Origin of the sequence: Pontibacillus litoralis JSM 072002 (genome assembly GCF_000775615.1) — a bacterium.
Lineage (GTDB): Bacteria > Bacillota > Bacilli > Bacillales > BH030062 > Pontibacillus > Pontibacillus litoralis.
Genome location: NZ_AVPG01000015.1, coordinates 63,336 through 79,236, shown reverse-complemented (window position 1 = coordinate 79,236; position 15,901 = coordinate 63,336). Strand labels below are relative to the sequence as shown.

Below are 15,901 nucleotides of genomic sequence, written 5' to 3'. Positions count from 1 at the left end.
CCATGAACTACTTTAATACGTATGAAACACGATTTGTGTTTGAGCAAGTGGCTTCAAATAATAATAACAGTGACACCAATACTGATGGTACACCTATAACTACTGATAAAAACAACTCAAATGACAACGCACTGAACTTTAATAGAGATGCAGATCAGCAAAAAGGAGCTTCTGATGATAAGAAAGACCATTCATCCACCCCTAACAACACAGTAGATAATGTGAAAACGGCCGATACTTCTAACATCGGATGGTACATTGTTTTAATGATGGGTTCCTTACTCATTATTGGCAGAAAACACTTTACTACATCTGCACAATAACTAGAAATAGCTTCATAGTCTTGGTACATCATTAGTGCCAAGACTATGCTTCATGAAAGAGGTGAGAGTTATGATGAAGCAATTACTTATATGGTTTCTAACTTGCATGACTACTACTATACTCCTTGTTGGTTGTACGACCGAAGGAAAGCAAACAAAGGAAAGCAAACAAACACAAGAACAGACTCAGGAAGATAATTATAGAATCGTCTCTACTACAGTAGCCATTACGGAAGTATTAGATGCATTGGAAATAAATATTGTCGGAAAACCAACAAGCTATAAAACATTACCAGAGCGTTATGACAATGTTGAAGAAATTGGCAATCCCAAAAAACCTGATATGGAAATAGTTCGCTCATTAGATCCAACACACCTTTTAAGTGTAACAACGATCGAAGACATGGTAGAACCTGTATTAGAAGGGTCAGAAATTGAAGGTACTTACCTTGACTTTTCAAGTATTGAAGGCATGCAAGACTCCATTCTACAATTAGGAGAAACGTTTAATCGTGAACAACAAGCTACGAAACTATTTGCTAGATATGATAAGAAAAAAGCAGAAATACAGACGTTAATTAAGGATGAGAAATCACCTAAAGTTCTTATTCTCATGGGGGTTCCAGGCAGTTATTTAGTTGCTACGGAACATTCCTATATAGGAGATCTTGTTAAATTAGCTGGTGGTACAAATGTAATACAAGGCGATGAGCGAGAATATTTAGCTTCTAATACCGAGTATCTACACCGAGTAAAGCCTGATGTTATTCTACGAGCACCTCATGGCTTTCCTGAACAGGTAAAAGAAATGTTTAATAAAGAATTTAAAGAGAATGACATTTGGAAACACTTTAAAGCGGTGCAAAATGATCGTGTATATGACTTAGAGGAAAAAATTTTTGGTATTACAGCAGGGATTCGCGCAGATGAAGCATTAGATGAATTAGTTAACATGCTCTATCCTAATTTAAACGAATAAAGGGCGTTACATATAATGAAGAATATAATGAGTTTTATCGTAGTAATTGTTCTGTTGATTATAGCCATTTATTTATCAGTAACGAGCGGAAGTATCACGATTAGCTTTGGTGAGCTATTAAATGGATTATTTATAGGCGAAAGCGAAAAAGTCGAAATCATTAAAGACTTACGGTTTCCAAGAGTTATTTTAGCTTTATGTGCAGGAGCATCGTTAGCCGTTTCGGGTGTTCTTCTCCAAGCAGTAATGCGAAACCCACTCGCTGACGCTGGTGTTATTGGTATTACTTCTGGAGCAAGCTTTATAAAACTACTATCTATTATTTTGTTTCCACAATTATTTTTCTTTTCCACTCTTTTCGCTTTTATTGGTGGACTGTTCGCATGTTTTCTCGTATTCTCGCTTTCATGGAAGAATGAGGTGAGTCCTGTTCGGATTATTTTGGTAGGTATTGCGGTAAATGCCATGTTTACAGGGTTAGTGCAAGCATTAAAAGGAACACCGGCTGCTATGACCGAGATGGATATTGGTTTCGCTATGAAAACGTGGAATGATGTGGAAACTTTACTAACGTATAGCATTATTGGGCTATTCATTTCACTATTCTTAGCTCAATCTTGCAATATTTTGCTTTTGCAAGACAAAACAGCTAAAAATATTGGCTTTAACGTATCTTTCGCACGAGTGTTTATTTCAATAGTCGCCGTCTACTTAGCGAGTATATCAACCGCAGTCGTCGGAAGTATTGCTTTCGTCGGATTATTAGTACCGCACACTGCTAGAATCTTTGTAGGTTCTGATCATAAAACTCTTATTCCTTTCTCGATGCTAGCAGGAGCATTACTTATTTTGACTGCCGATACCATAGGGCGTTCTCTGTTTGCTCCAACAGAAATATCCGCTGCCGTCATTATGTCCATTATTGGTGGTCCATTCTTCATACTAATGCTTAGAAAGAGTGATCGAATATATGGAAATTAACAAAGTGTCCTTTTCCTATCAAGCAAAGAAGAAAACACTAAAAAACATTAACTGTACTATTGAAAAAGGAAAAGTCACATCCATAATAGGGCCAAATGGTTGTGGCAAATCAACTTTATTAAACATGATGAACAAGCAATTATCTCCTACAGATGGAAATGTCCTACTTAATGGAAAAAACATCTCACAATACAAATTAAAAGCGTTTGCCAAAAAGGTCGCAGTAGTGTATCAACGGAATGAAGTACCTAATGAACTATCAGTTGAACAACTTGTACGTTTTGGTAGACTACCATATAAAACTATGTTCGCTAAACCAAGTAAAGAGGAGGAGGAAGAAGTCTATAAAGCTTTAGAGTGGACAAAGTTATTAAATAAAAAAAACGATAAAGTATCTAGCCTTTCTGGAGGAGAACAACAGAGAGTATGGATTGCAATGGCGATTGCCCAACGTACATCTATTCTTTTCTTAGATGAACCTACAACGTATTTAGATCTGTTTCATCAATATGAAGTATTGCAATTAGTTCAAAAATTAAACGAAGATGAGGGCTTAACTATTGCAATGGTACTTCATGATATAAATCAGGCCATCCAATTCAGTGACTACCTAATTATTATGAAAGATGGTGAAATATTCGCTGAAGGTAGTCCATCAGAAATCATAACAGAACAACTAATAAAGAAGATTTACGGAATTGATGTGAAGGTATTTGAAAACAGCGAAACAGGGCTTTATGTCATTCCAGTTAGCGTGAATACAGAGGTTAAATCTGTTTAGGAGAGATTAGAAGTATGCAAAAAGAACAACACACAAATAAAGACAAGAGAAGACTCTCCTTTGGACATTTCATTAACTTCATTTGTCTAGGGGTGTTTCTATATGCTGCCTTTCAAATTGGTGACACTCTTTATCAATACTGGCAAAATCGCAATACATTAGCACAAGCGCAACAAATATATCATGAGCAACCAACAGAAACAATTACAAAATCCAACAAAGGAACGGTCGTTCAAATTAGAGAGCAATTTAACAGTCTTCATCAAATCAATAAAGATATTATTGGCTGGATTTCTATTGATGACACAAGCATCGATTACCCTATTTTACAAGCTGAAAACAATGATTATTACTTATATCGCAACTATGAGAGAGATAATACCATTGCAGGAAGTATCTTCATGGACTACCGTAACAATGTGCTAACACATGATCGTAATACCGTTATATACGGACACAATATGAAAGATGGATCCATGTTCGGATCGTTAGACAAATACATGAATGAAGATTTTTTTCGTAGTCACAACACTATACAATATGATACGGTTTATGGAAAATATAACATTGAAATTGTAAGTGCATATGAAACAACTACAGATGAGTATTATATTCAAACCGATTTTCATTCTGATGAAGAATATTTACAATTTGTTCAAGGCATCAAAGAAAAATCTTTATATGAAACAGATACCAATATCTCCGCCGAAGATAAACTCGTTACTCTTTCAACATGCGACTCACAATTTCATTATGATAAAGGGAGGTTTGTTGTTATTGGTAAATTCGTTGAACAACCATAAGTATGGAGGGTGCAATACATGTTAAAAAAGTATATTCTATTAACAATTGGATTCGGTTCCTTAAGTGCAGGCTTTGCAGGTGTCTATGTTCCATTACTGCCAACCACACCGTTTGTTTTATTGTCCCTTTTTTGTTTTTCTAAGAGTTCCGATAAATTTCATACTTGGTTAGTGTCAACGAATATTTACAAGAAATATGTCCAAGAATTCCAAAGAACTCGATCTGTACCGATGAGGAGTAAAATTAACATTATCATCTTTCTATATCTATCTGTCGGCATATCCATTTATTTCATCGAAAACATGTATATCCAATTGGGATTGGTCGCCATGTTAATCTTACAAACATTAGTATTTTTTTTATTCGTTCCTACTAGAAAGTTAGATAAAAAGAAGAAGGTTGGTATATAACCTGCTTCTTTTTATCATTTATTTCTTTCCTTACAAAATTTGAATGGCTTGTTCTGGAAAATCAGTAATTATGGCATCCACTTTCATTTCACACAACTCCTTCATTTCCTTTTCTATATTGACGGTAAACACTCTTATAGCTTGTCTATATTTTTTAGCTTGAATAATGTAACCAGAACTTACAAATTGTTTAGGGGCATGTATGGCAGTTGCATGACATTCAATAGCCTGCTTCCACGGTTCTCTAAGTGGTCGTTCATATAAAATAGCCGTTTCTAACTCTGGCGCAAGTCGATGTACAACGGTTAAACTTTCATGAAAAAAAGACGATAAAACGACTTGCTTTTCCATATGATAATCTCTCACCTTTTGTACGACTAATTTTTCCATCCCCTCATAACGAATACGATCATTTTTCAATTCAATATTGATCATTACATTTGTATCCTTACATATCGTTAACACATTATTCAATGTAGGAATCTGTTCATTGGAAAAGGCAGGATCAAACCAACTACCTGCATCAAGAGTTGCTAACTGAGCATACGTCATGTCACAGATCCATCCCTCTCCATTCGTCGTTCTGTCTACTTGCTCATCATGGATAACCACTACTTCCCCATCTTTAGTCATTTGTACATCTAATTCAATACCATCCGCCCCACATTGAATGGCTGCTCTGAATGCTGCCAACGTATTTTCTGGATGGGTACCACTACTTCCCCGATGTGCATACACATATGTTTGCTTCATAATTTTACACCCTCTACTTATACTTATCTTGATGTTTCCATAAAAAAATACCACCCCATCATGTCGATAGGATGGTGACATCGTTATTATTTGTTCGAACGTTCCGCAACTTCAATAGCACGGTCTGTTTGTTTTGCTGCTTCATCTAAAGCTGCTTGAGGATCTTCTCCTTCGTATAACTTCTCAAGTGCTGTTACAACTTGTTTTCTAGACTCAGGAAAAACAGAAATAAGCGCTCCTTGTGTTGCCTTCGTTGATGTTGTATCTTGTAATTGGTTTACAGTTACTTTCAGTTGTGGATACTTTTCATATTCTTTTTGCACAATCTGCTCATCATACGCCGTTGGATTGATTGCGAAATATCCCGTTTCAACGTGCCATTTAGCTTGTACTTCTGGAGTTTGTAAATATTTCATGAATTCCCAGGCTGCTTCTTGTTCCGCTTTTTCGATGCCACTGGACATCCATAGAGAAGCACCGCCAATTGCTACACCTTGAGGATCCACTTCATCTGGATGTGGAATATATGCAACACCAACTTCAAATGGAGCATTGTCTACAATACCTCGAACACCAGCCGAAGAATCTAAATACATAGCTGTTTTTTCTGCTTGGAACGCTGCACGAATATCATCCCAATTAGATCCAAAGTTTCCGTAAGTTCCAGCTTCATTCATTTCATTTAACCAGTTAAACACACGTTGCCCTTCTTCACCATTAAATGTTGCTTTCGTCGGTTCCCCAGAGCGACCATTTTCTTGATCTACATAATACCCACCTTGCGTGTAAACAAGTTGCTCAAAGAACCATCCATTGTTAAGCATCGAAAAACCTGCGCGTTCTACATTTTCACCATCTTTTTTCGTTAACTTCTCTGCTGCTTCTTTTATTTCATTAAACGTGCGTGGTGGTTTATCTGCCTCTAAACCAACTTCAGCAAATGCGTCTTTATTATAAATTAATACAGGTGTTGATGAATTAAATGGCATCGAGTACATTGTATCATCTACTGTGTAGTAGTTAATAATATTTTCCTCTAATTGAGAAATATCATAGTTATCTTCGTCAATAAACGTTTGTACAGGCTCAACGAAACCACTATCAATCATATATTTCGTTCCAATTTCATACGTTTGCACGATTGTCGGGGCATCCTTTGAACCTCCAACACTCCGAAACTTCGTAATGGATTCATCATAGGTTCCTTGATATTGTGGATTCACCTCAATACCTGGGTTTTCTTTATTGAATTCTTCTACGATTTCTTCAAGCGTTACTTGAGTATCCCCACCCATGGCATGCCAGAAAACAACTTCTGTTACTTCACCGTCTTCTTTCGTTTCCTCTGTTTGTTCTGTAGTTTCTTCCTTCGATGCCGCATCACCTTCCTCTTGCTTTGCATCTCCATTACTACATGCACCTAATACGAGAATGAACATAGCTAATAACCACATGGATAGCGTTTGTCTCAATTTCATTTCAATCCACCCCTGTTTTTTAGAAAATATTATTTAATAGCACCTTGCGTCAAACCTTTTTGCAATTGTTTTTGACCTGCAAATAACAATACTAATGTCGGAATAACAACAACAATTACTCCTGCCATAACCACCCCCCAATCCGTTGCAATTTCTTCTGCTTGTAATTGCTTCAAGCCGATTTGAACTGTGCGTACCGATTCATTATTTGTAACAAGCAATGGCCATAAGTACATATTCCATGTTGTTAAGAACCCGTAAGCACCTAATGTGACTAAACTCGTTTTTGATACTGGTAAAACGACTTTATAGAAAAACTGAAAGCGACTAAGCCCTGCAATTTGCGAAGCTTCTTGAAGTTCTTTCGGAATAGTCTTGAAATGCTGTCGCAATAAAAAGGTTCCAAATGCCATTGCAAAGAATGGAATCGTTAAACCGAAGTAACGATTAATCCAACCAAACTGTTGAATCGTCATAAAGTTCGGAATCATTGTCGCTTCCCATGGTATCATCATCGTTGATATAAATAAGAAGAACAGAGCATTTCGTCCTTTAAATTGGATAAATACAAATGCGTATGCTGCTAAACTACTTACAATTAATTGACCAATCGTAACCGAGATGGAGACGATAAAACTATTCATTAAATAATGCAGAAGGGGTAATTTATCAAATGCGTCTTGGTAATTACGTAACGTTAATTCACTCGGAAATAACTTCCCAGCCATCACTTCTTCACTGGACATAAAGCTTACCATGAACGCGTAAAATGTCGGGAAGAACATTACCACTGCTGAAATCATTAATAAAATATAAAACGTCCACTTTTTTCCTCTTGTCATCATTGGTAATGCACCTTCTTTTCCCCGAACTTAAATTGTAAAATCGTGACGACTAATATACAGAGAAAGAGTACAACAGACTGAGCACTAGCTGGTCCAAATTGATAATTAATAAAGGCTTCCCGATAAATGGAATACACTATTAAATTCGTAGATTCTGCTGGACCACCTTGCGTAAGAATATCCACTTGACCAAACGTTTGAAATGCGTTGATTAATGATACCGTTATAATAAAGAACATGGTAGGTGAGAGCATTGGTAACGTAATTCGCTTTAATTGATACCAATACCCCGCTCCTTCTATGTTGGCATTCTCATATAAATATTCGTCTATATTTTGCAATCCGCCAAGAATAATAAGGAAAGCAAAACCTGTGTTCATCCATATAGTTGTAATGGATACAGAAATAATTGCCCAACTCGGATCTAACAACCATTCTACTTGTGGTAAATGGAATGTCGCCAAAAACTGATTGAATGCCCCTATACTTGGATGAAATAAAAACAACCAAATAACAGAAGATGCAGCTACTGACATTCCCATATTAGAAGCAAAAATCGTCCGGAAAAAACCAATACCTTTTAACTTTTCGTTGGCTAAAAGTGCCAAAAACAATGCTAGAAGTACACCGAACGGCACGGTAATGAGCACAAATATGAAAGTCGCAATTATACTTTTTCGAAAGCTTTCCGATTGGAAAATATAAGCATAGTTTTCCAATCCAACAAATAAGGACGGAAACCCTTCATAATCTGTTAAGAAAAAGCTAAGATAGACAGTCTTCATCATCGGATAAAAAACAAAAACAGAAAACAGCAAAAATGATGGAAATAAATATAACATCGCTACCCTAAAGTTTTTAGAACGTTTCCAAAAGCCTGATGGATTAACATTAGCCATCGGTGTTGTTGTTTTTTGTGGTACAGGCTGACCATTCATGCTATATCACCTCATGTTCAAATACATGTAGGTCACTAACTTTAGGCGATTTAATCAACTCATTGCTCTCTTTATCAAAGACACTAATAGCATCGTAAGATATCTCCAATGGAATTCGATCTCCTATTTGCACTCGCCATTGCCCGCTCCATTTAGCCATCCATTCTCCTGCTCCTAATTTAAACGCAATGACTGTTTCATTCCCTAACACTTCCACATTTACAACTTCTACAATGTTTCGTCTTTTATCTTCTATTTCTTTAGATGCAAATGAAATGTGTTCTGGGCGAATTCCAACTTGAATTATTTCTTTATTTGCCAATTGACTATCCATTATGTCTATTGGCTTTATACCTTCTATATGAATTTGATTATGAGCGACAGTAGCATCAACTACATTCATGGGCGGTGAGCCTATAAACGTAGCCACAAAAGGATTTGCTGGATGATTATAAATATCTAATGGATGACCAACTTGCTGCACCTCCCCTTTGTTCAGCACCATAATTCGATCTCCCATTGTCATTGCTTCCATTTGATCATGAGTTACATAAATCATTGTAATACCTAATTTACGTTGAATTTGACGTATTTCTGCTCGCATATGTGCCCTTAATTTAGCGTCAAGATTAGATAATGGTTCATCCATTAAACAAACAGGAGATTCATTCACGATAGCACGTGCTAACGCAACACGTTGACGTTGCCCCCCCGATAAATGGCGAGGTTTGCGATTTAAATAGTCTGATAACCCAAGCATAGCTGCTACTTCTTCACAACGTCTTTTTCTTTCTTCCTTTGGCACTTTTTTCACATGTAATCCGAATACGATATTATCTTTAACGGTAAGATGAGGATATAGCGCATAGTTTTGAAACACCATGGATAAATTACGTTCACTTGGCATTAAGCTGTTTGCAACCTGATCCCCAATAAGTAATTGACCGCCCGTTATAGACTCTAATCCTGCAATCATTCTTAAAATCGTACTCTTTCCACAGCCAGAAGGGCCAACTAATATAAAAAATTCCCCAGGATTAATGGTGACATTTACGTTTGTAACGACTTGTGGTGGACCATCATACGATTTACAAACGTTACGTAATTCTACTTTTTTCATCTTTTTTCACTTCCCATCATTTCAATGTATTGCTTCTTCCATAGCTTCGGATTACTTGTAGAGACAGCCGAAGCACCATGTTCAAGAGCTATTCTCATTTCACTAGGTTCAGATATTAAGCCACCTGTCACAATTGGGATGTCTGTTTGTTGCTTTAACTTAGACACCATACTAGGTATAATTCCGGGCATCACTTCTACCGCATCAGGATTCGTCTTCTCTATCGAATCCATCCCATATTTGACAGCATCTGAATCTACTAAAAACAATCGTTGAATCGTCGATAAGTTGAACTTTTTCGCCTTTACAATCATGTTGCTCTTTGTCGTTATAATGCCGGTTGGATTAATGAAACGAGCAACAAACTTTAAACCTTCTACATCATGACTTATCCCTTGAATTTTATCTAAATGGACATATACTAGCTTGTTATAATTCCTTAAATGCTCTACGTACCTTCCTAATATACTAATATTTCCATCTAATAAAAAAGCAATCTTAATATTTGTTTTAATGAACTCATCCATAGCTTTAGGGTTCTTAATGGAAGCAATTAATGGATCCGACTGAAGATGTTCCGTAATAATAAATGGCTTCTTCAATACACTAACCTCCTATGTATGAACAACAAAAAAGACCATAACAGTACGCCACTACACCCACGTTTACATAGGATGAATGTTTCGTTCCAGATGGTCTCATTAATCTCATCAACATAATCTATTCACTTTGCAATTATTATCATAACCTCCTATTGTTAACAGCAAGTTATGAAAATGTTTAAATTATGTAAATGTATGTTAACTTATGAATTAAAACACAACAAATGAATATTTATGCATTATTAACAGATTCATTTCCTATTAATATCCCAAAAAATGAATTAACAAATATTACAATACATAAATACTCATTTTATTCTATAAAAAGCTTTTCTAATGACCGATAAAGGATAAAGAAGTAGTTAAGAAACTATTTCAGTAAATAATGGAGGGATTCATATACATGAACACGTTAAACAAAAAGCTATGGACTATTTTTTCCATCATATTAGCACTCTTCTTGATTTTGGGTGGATTTTCCATTTATAGCACTTTAGAAATCTACGAAAAAATAGAAGAAGTAAATACGAAAACCATAGCAAAACTAGATTATATTCATAGCTTTAATTATCAGTCGGAAAACTTATTGTCATCGACACAAAAACACATTCTGACTACTGACCAAGATTACATGAACAAGTATAAGAACACCATTGAAGAAATTATCAAGAATACTGAGCAAGCTTTTGACAGTTACGCTTCCTTATTAGACAACGAGGAGAAAGAGGAATTAGATCATTTAATGCAAAACTGGAAAACATTAATTAGTGAAAATGCTGAAATCATTTCTCTCAGCCAACAAGACAAAAAGAAAGCTGCCACTGATCTGTCTCACGAATCTAATAATATATTTGATGAAATGCAGACCTCTGTTGATGCACTTGTTTCGATGCACCGTACAGAGGCAAATCAACTTGAGAAAGATAGTGGAACCTTATTTAAATTTTTGTTTGTCCTAACAATTAGTATGATAGTAATTTCTTTATTCATTATTATTGCGATTGTTCGTTTTATGCTTACAAAGATAAGGAATCCTATATCCATGCTCTCCCACAATGTTAATGAAATGGCACAAGGGAATCTAGACATCGAGGAACTAAACATTCATTCGAACGATGAAGTTGGTCAATTAACGAATAATTTTAATGCAATGCTATCAGAATGGAAAACGTTGATTAAAGAACTTCAAAATCATTCAGAAACGATAGCTTCTACTTCAGAAGAATTATCTGCTAGTTCAGAAGAGACAAGCAGAGCTACTGATGAAATTACACAATCCATTGTAGAAGTAGCTGAAGGTTCTGAATCCCAGTCCGAAAATACAATACAAAGTCGTGAAATTATTCAAGAAGTTACATCAGGTATTACCAATGCTTCATCATCACTACAAGAAATAGCAAATGCGTCGCTTCAAACAACGAAACAAGCTGAAAACGGTGCTTCCATCTTAAAGAATACGATGGATAGAATGGAAGGTATTCAACAATCTTCAACGTCAAATACACAGATGATTGAAACTTTAGGAAAACGTTCAGCAGAAATAGACTCCATCGTATCACAAATTACTGATATTGCTGATCAAACGAATTTATTAGCATTAAACGCTGCCATTGAAGCAGCTAGAGCTGGAGAACACGGAAAAGGATTTGCCGTAGTTGCAGAAGAAGTGAAGAAACTAGCCGAGAAATCTAGTGAAGCTACTTCCGATATAAGCACGATGATTGCAACCATTCAACAAGATGTACAAACAGCAGTCCAATCTAATCAGGAAGTGAATACAAGCATAGAGAATGGCATGACGCTCGTCCAGCAATCTTCCCAAGCATTCGGGGACATCAAATACTTAATTGAAAATGTGTCTAGCCAAGTAGAGAATCTATCAGCTGTTATGGAGCAAATTGATAGCTCTAGCCATAACATGAAATCTCAAATGGAGACAGTAGCCCAATATGCTGCCCAAGCATCTGATCACTCTCGCTCTGTAGCCGCTTCAGCCCAACAACAAAATGCAACCATGGAAGAAATCTCAGCTGCTTCTACAAATTTAAGTAACTTATCAGAAGAATTAATGGCATCCATTCGAAAATTTAACGTATAACGATAACGAAAATGCTCATAACATGCATCAGCAGTGTTATGAGCATTTCTTTATATCGATTGTATAGTCGTTTTTATACTTTCATATACCTTGGACCAAATGGTTGCATCTTCTCTATATAACTTTGTCACATATTGGATCATTTCCTTTTTCTTCTTTTCATAATCTGCATGATCCTCGCTAGGTAGTGAAGCAAAAGCATTCTCGACTATTTGTTGGACTTCATTTGCTCGTGGTCCCCATTTCCCTAGTTCATTCCCATCTTCATCGATAAAGATAAAAATAGGAATGGACCTTGATGTCCCATTCGTTAAGTATTGGTCCATTAGTTCTACATTTTGATCACGATAAAGCATACGAACATTTATATCTGTTGCTTCTGCCATCCTTAATAGAATCGGTATGTTCACCATTGCATCACCACACCAATCTTCTGTTAACACAAGGACACGTAACCCGGACTTTATGGAGAAAGACTTCTCATCCTTCTCATCCTTTGGTAACTCAAAATGTTCATATACATAGTTAAGATCTTCTTTGTTTTGCTGCATCTGATAAATGTATTCTTTAGGTGAAATCCCTTTTTCATACCATTTATTTAAGTTCATTCTACTTCTCCTCGCTCATTTAGAAATTCGGTAATATGGTACACACGTCCGTTTTCATACGCTTGATTACACACAAGCTTCGTTAATCCTTGAGCTACAATACGTGGATCTCTTAATTGACCATTTCTCTTCAATTCCCTAAAATCTTCTACCGCTGCAAAAGAATCTTTAGAAGAAGAGCGAATCATATCTTGCATGTTCGTATCCATCACGCTAGGGCTAAATGCAATCGATTTGTGAATACTATTTTCAGCCTCCAGTTCAACACCTGTAATTCGATTAAAATGATTCAAGCCAGCTTTCGTACTACCATACACGCTCCAGCCCTCATACGTTTTTTCTGCTGCACCTGATGTAATATAGACTACTGTAACAGGAATAGTTGTAAGCGCTTTAAAAAAACCGTTTGTAATAATCATTGGTGCAATATAATTAATATGCGTATGGCGTATCAGCTGCTCCGTATCCAGTGCCCCTACGCGATCAATTGGTTCAATGACGCCAGCGTTTTGAATCACAATGACCGAGCTTGCTTGTTGCTTTTGCAAATCATTCGTTACGGTAGCAAGCGTCTCCTCTACTTGTGACACAGATGAAAGATCACAAGCATGATGACTATATGTAACATCATTTTTCTTTGCTTCATTCGTTAACCGTTCATTATCTGTTCGAGAAACACCTATCACATGCATGCCAGCCTGCATCATTTGTTCTGCGATAGCGGCACCAAATCCTTGTGATACACCTGTTACAACAGCATATTTCATTTTTATCTCCCCTTCTCATCCTAATATCCACCGTATCTCCAGTATAACGAATTATAGTTATAAGGAAAAATGTTACGCTGTAATAATTGATGATTTCATATTACATAGAATTACTGTAAAGCCACGTGTGAACGTTACACGTGGCTTTACAGATTAATCTTCGTCTTCTACGGTTAATCCTTCTACATGCTTACGGTCAATTTGTTTTTTCGACTTGCGATATTCCTTCGATTTAAAAATAATATCGAAATCATAATCCTCTGGATAAAGTTCGCTTGCCTTTATGTGCAATTGAATTCGTTTATGGTTTAATATTCGCTTTTCTCCTTTCACTTGAACAACCAAATTCCCCATTGCATCTGGTCCTTTATACACAATACCTGTTTCCTTAGTCGCTACCACTTGAACGTTATCTCCCATCGCATAATAAGGAATATTGTCTTCTACTTTGCGTTGCTTCTTTGCTGCCTTATTTCTTGCATAAGCATTAGCTGCTACTTGTTTGGCTAAAGTAGGCTTTTGCAGTTCATTTTCATTCGTTACATATGATTTCGTTTCTTGATAAGAGAATTGGTGTGCTTTCTCAATTATTTCCGGATGCATGCCAAGCTTTAACGCTATCTGAAAGGCTTGGCTCTCACCTGTTGAATCAAGTACTAATCGATACGTAGGACGAAGCGTTTCTATGTCAAACTCCATCGCTCCATTTCGAATGCCCTCTCGGCGTTCAGCAAAATCTTTCATCTCACTATAATGGGTGGTTGCCAAAATGGTGCAACCCTTTTGATAAAGCTGGTCTAATATCGCTGTCGCTAACCCCATTCCTTCTGCCGGATCGGTACCAGACCCTAATTCATCTAACAAAACAAGGCTTTGATCACTTGCTTCTTGTAAAATAGTAATAATGTGCCTCAGTCGTGAACTAAAGGTGGATAAGTTCTCTGTAATACTTTGTCCATCGCCAATATCAACAAAAATTTGCTGATATAAATGTAGTTTGGTGCCTTCTTCAGCAGGTATGTGTAATCCTACTTGTGTCATAAAGGTTAGCAGGCCGATTGTTTTTAACGTGACAGTTTTCCCGCCTGTATTCGGTCCTGTAATGACAAGTGCAAAATCTTCTGAAGAGAGATGTAACGTTAACGGCACTGCATCATTCCCTAGTAATGGATGACGACCACCAATCACATGGATGTCAAATTGTTCATTGATGATGGCAGGTATGGCATCATGAAGCTTACTATAATGGGCTTTCGCAAAAATAACATCATATTGTTGCATCACTTCCATCGCTACATGAATCACTTGCTCTTTTTGCATGACCAAATCTGTTAAATAAAATAATATCTTCTCTCTTTCATTTTCCTCCATTAAACGTTGCATCGCTAAGTCTTCTTGCATTTCAGTAATCTCTTCAGGCTCTATAAAAACTGTAGCTCCTGATGCAGATGCGTCCATCACTGATCCTTTTACTTTATTTCGAAAAGATGCTTTAATAGGCAAAACGTATCTTCCGTTTTTTTCTGCTACAACCGCCTCTTGAAGTGCGTAGGCATACTTTTTTGATTTTGCTAATTCGTATATACGATCCTTTCTTTTCGATTGGAGCGTATGGATTTGTTTCGTTACTTTCGCTAACTCTTTCGTTGCTTCTGGATCGACTTGACCGTGCCGTATACATCGACGTATTTCCTCTTCTAAATCACTTACATCCTCTATTGAAAAAGCATATGTCGCAATGGTTGGTGCTACATGCAGTTTATCTTTCATAAATCGCTTTAACTTCGAACAGTGATCTAAAAACGCCCCTAAAGTTTGCAACTGATCCACTCGTATATACATCCCTTTCTTGGCTTGTTGCATCATATTGGATACATCAAATAAGGAATGAATCGGAACACTTGCACGAATATTTAATATGTGAACAGCTTCACTGACTTCTTCTAACCAACGTTCGACTTGCTTTTTATTTCGAGAAGGTTGTAACGTTTGGATAGCAGTCTTTCCTGCTTCCGTCTTAGCATATTGAGCCACTTGCTGCAGTATATCATCACATTGTAAAGCTTGAAACGTATGTGAATTCATCTCTGTTTCCTCCTGTTTTACATATTAAGAATAAAAAAAAGCCGCAATGAACAATCGTCATTACAGCTACAACGACGCATCATCCGACGAAAGAAAATAAAGACTATGACAAATATGCCATAGCCTCTCGAAAACGGAAGTAATGCTTTGCTATGATGTATTGTTCTTAACTACTCAAAAAAAGTGAATAGCAAACTAAGCGTGCCATTTAGCACATTAATCCACTTCTTTGAGATTCGTATATAGTTACGAGTTAGTTAAGAACAACAACCTTCATAAAACATACTCCTTTTTTTTCGTTGAATGATACACCTATATTTTTTATTCTT

Annotated in this window: 16 protein-coding genes; 7 read left to right on the top strand and 9 right to left on the bottom strand. The window is 36.5% G+C overall.

Features of this window, described 5'->3' with window-relative positions:
• The 6 genes from N784_RS10550 to N784_RS10525 all read left to right on the top strand — a co-directional run.
• Positions 1-323: sortase B protein-sorting domain-containing protein (locus tag N784_RS10550; protein ID WP_036834735.1), on the top strand; the 323-nt coding region annotated here is incomplete at its 5' end.
• 70 nt (positions 324-393) lie between these two features.
• Entirely contained in the window at positions 394-1,302 is a 909-nt protein-coding gene (gene isdE, locus N784_RS10545; RefSeq protein ID WP_036834733.1) for a heme ABC transporter substrate-binding protein IsdE, read from the top strand.
• A 12-nt stretch (positions 1,303-1,314) separates the two neighbouring features.
• Positions 1,315-2,283, top strand: coding sequence for a FecCD family ABC transporter permease (locus N784_RS10540; RefSeq protein ID WP_408633518.1), 969 nt, complete (start codon positions 1,315-1,317; stop codon positions 2,281-2,283).
• On the top strand, positions 2,273-3,064 hold the full coding sequence (locus N784_RS10535; RefSeq protein ID WP_036834730.1) for an ABC transporter ATP-binding protein: 792 nt from the start codon (positions 2,273-2,275) through the stop codon (positions 3,062-3,064). The genes N784_RS10540 and N784_RS10535 overlap by 11 nt, the downstream gene beginning before the upstream one ends.
• 14 nt (positions 3,065-3,078) lie before the next feature.
• Positions 3,079-3,867, top strand: a complete 789-nt coding sequence (srtB, locus tag N784_RS10530) for a class B sortase (RefSeq protein WP_036834729.1) — start codon at positions 3,079-3,081, stop codon at positions 3,865-3,867.
• A gap of 18 nt (positions 3,868-3,885) precedes the next feature.
• Entirely contained in the window at positions 3,886-4,278 is a 393-nt protein-coding gene (locus N784_RS10525) for a YbaN family protein (RefSeq protein ID WP_036834728.1), read from the top strand.
• Between the two features lie 30 nt (positions 4,279-4,308).
• Here N784_RS10525 and N784_RS10520 read toward each other — a convergent pair whose 3' ends face one another.
• The 6 genes from N784_RS10520 to N784_RS10495 form a co-directional block, all read right to left on the bottom strand.
• A complete protein-coding gene (locus N784_RS10520) occupies positions 4,309-5,031 on the bottom strand; it encodes a glycerophosphodiester phosphodiesterase (RefSeq protein WP_036834727.1) in 723 nt (240 codons plus the stop codon).
• An 86-nt stretch (positions 5,032-5,117) separates the two neighbouring features.
• Entirely contained in the window at positions 5,118-6,503 is a 1,386-nt protein-coding gene (locus tag N784_RS10515; protein ID WP_036834745.1) for an ABC transporter substrate-binding protein, read from the bottom strand.
• Positions 6,504-6,538: 35 nt separating this feature from the next.
• Positions 6,539-7,351, bottom strand: coding sequence for a carbohydrate ABC transporter permease (locus N784_RS10510; RefSeq protein WP_036834744.1), 813 nt, complete (start codon positions 7,349-7,351; stop codon positions 6,539-6,541).
• On the bottom strand, positions 7,351-8,253 hold the full coding sequence (locus tag N784_RS10505) for a carbohydrate ABC transporter permease (protein ID WP_036834743.1): 903 nt from the start codon (positions 8,251-8,253) through the stop codon (positions 7,351-7,353). The genes N784_RS10510 and N784_RS10505 overlap by 1 nt, the downstream gene beginning before the upstream one ends.
• Before the next feature lie 40 nt (positions 8,254-8,293).
• Positions 8,294-9,412, bottom strand: a complete 1,119-nt coding sequence (locus tag N784_RS10500) for an ABC transporter ATP-binding protein (protein WP_036834726.1) — start codon at positions 9,410-9,412, stop codon at positions 8,294-8,296.
• Complete coding sequence (locus tag N784_RS10495; protein WP_052127263.1) at positions 9,409-10,014, bottom strand: glycerol-3-phosphate responsive antiterminator; 606 nt, start codon at positions 10,012-10,014, stop codon at positions 9,409-9,411. The genes N784_RS10500 and N784_RS10495 overlap by 4 nt, the downstream gene beginning before the upstream one ends.
• 403 nt (positions 10,015-10,417) lie before the next feature.
• Here N784_RS10495 and N784_RS10490 point away from each other — a divergent pair, with 403 nt between their 5' ends.
• Positions 10,418-12,112 carry a methyl-accepting chemotaxis protein gene (locus N784_RS10490; RefSeq protein WP_052127262.1) on the top strand — a complete coding sequence of 565 codons (1,695 nt, stop codon included), beginning with the start codon at positions 10,418-10,420 and terminating at the stop codon, positions 12,110-12,112.
• Between the two features lie 50 nt (positions 12,113-12,162).
• Here N784_RS10490 and N784_RS10485 read toward each other — a convergent pair whose 3' ends face one another.
• From N784_RS10485 to N784_RS10475, 3 genes are all read right to left on the bottom strand, one after another.
• Positions 12,163-12,720, bottom strand: coding sequence for a thioredoxin family protein (locus N784_RS10485; protein WP_036834725.1), 558 nt, complete (start codon positions 12,718-12,720; stop codon positions 12,163-12,165).
• Entirely contained in the window at positions 12,717-13,487 is a 771-nt protein-coding gene (locus N784_RS10480) for a (S)-benzoin forming benzil reductase (protein WP_036834724.1), read from the bottom strand. The genes N784_RS10485 and N784_RS10480 overlap by 4 nt, the downstream gene beginning before the upstream one ends.
• 153 nt (positions 13,488-13,640) lie before the next feature.
• A complete protein-coding gene (locus N784_RS10475) occupies positions 13,641-15,572 on the bottom strand; it encodes an endonuclease MutS2 (RefSeq protein ID WP_036834723.1) in 1,932 nt (643 codons plus the stop codon).
• Between the last annotated feature and the right edge of the window lie 329 nt (positions 15,573-15,901).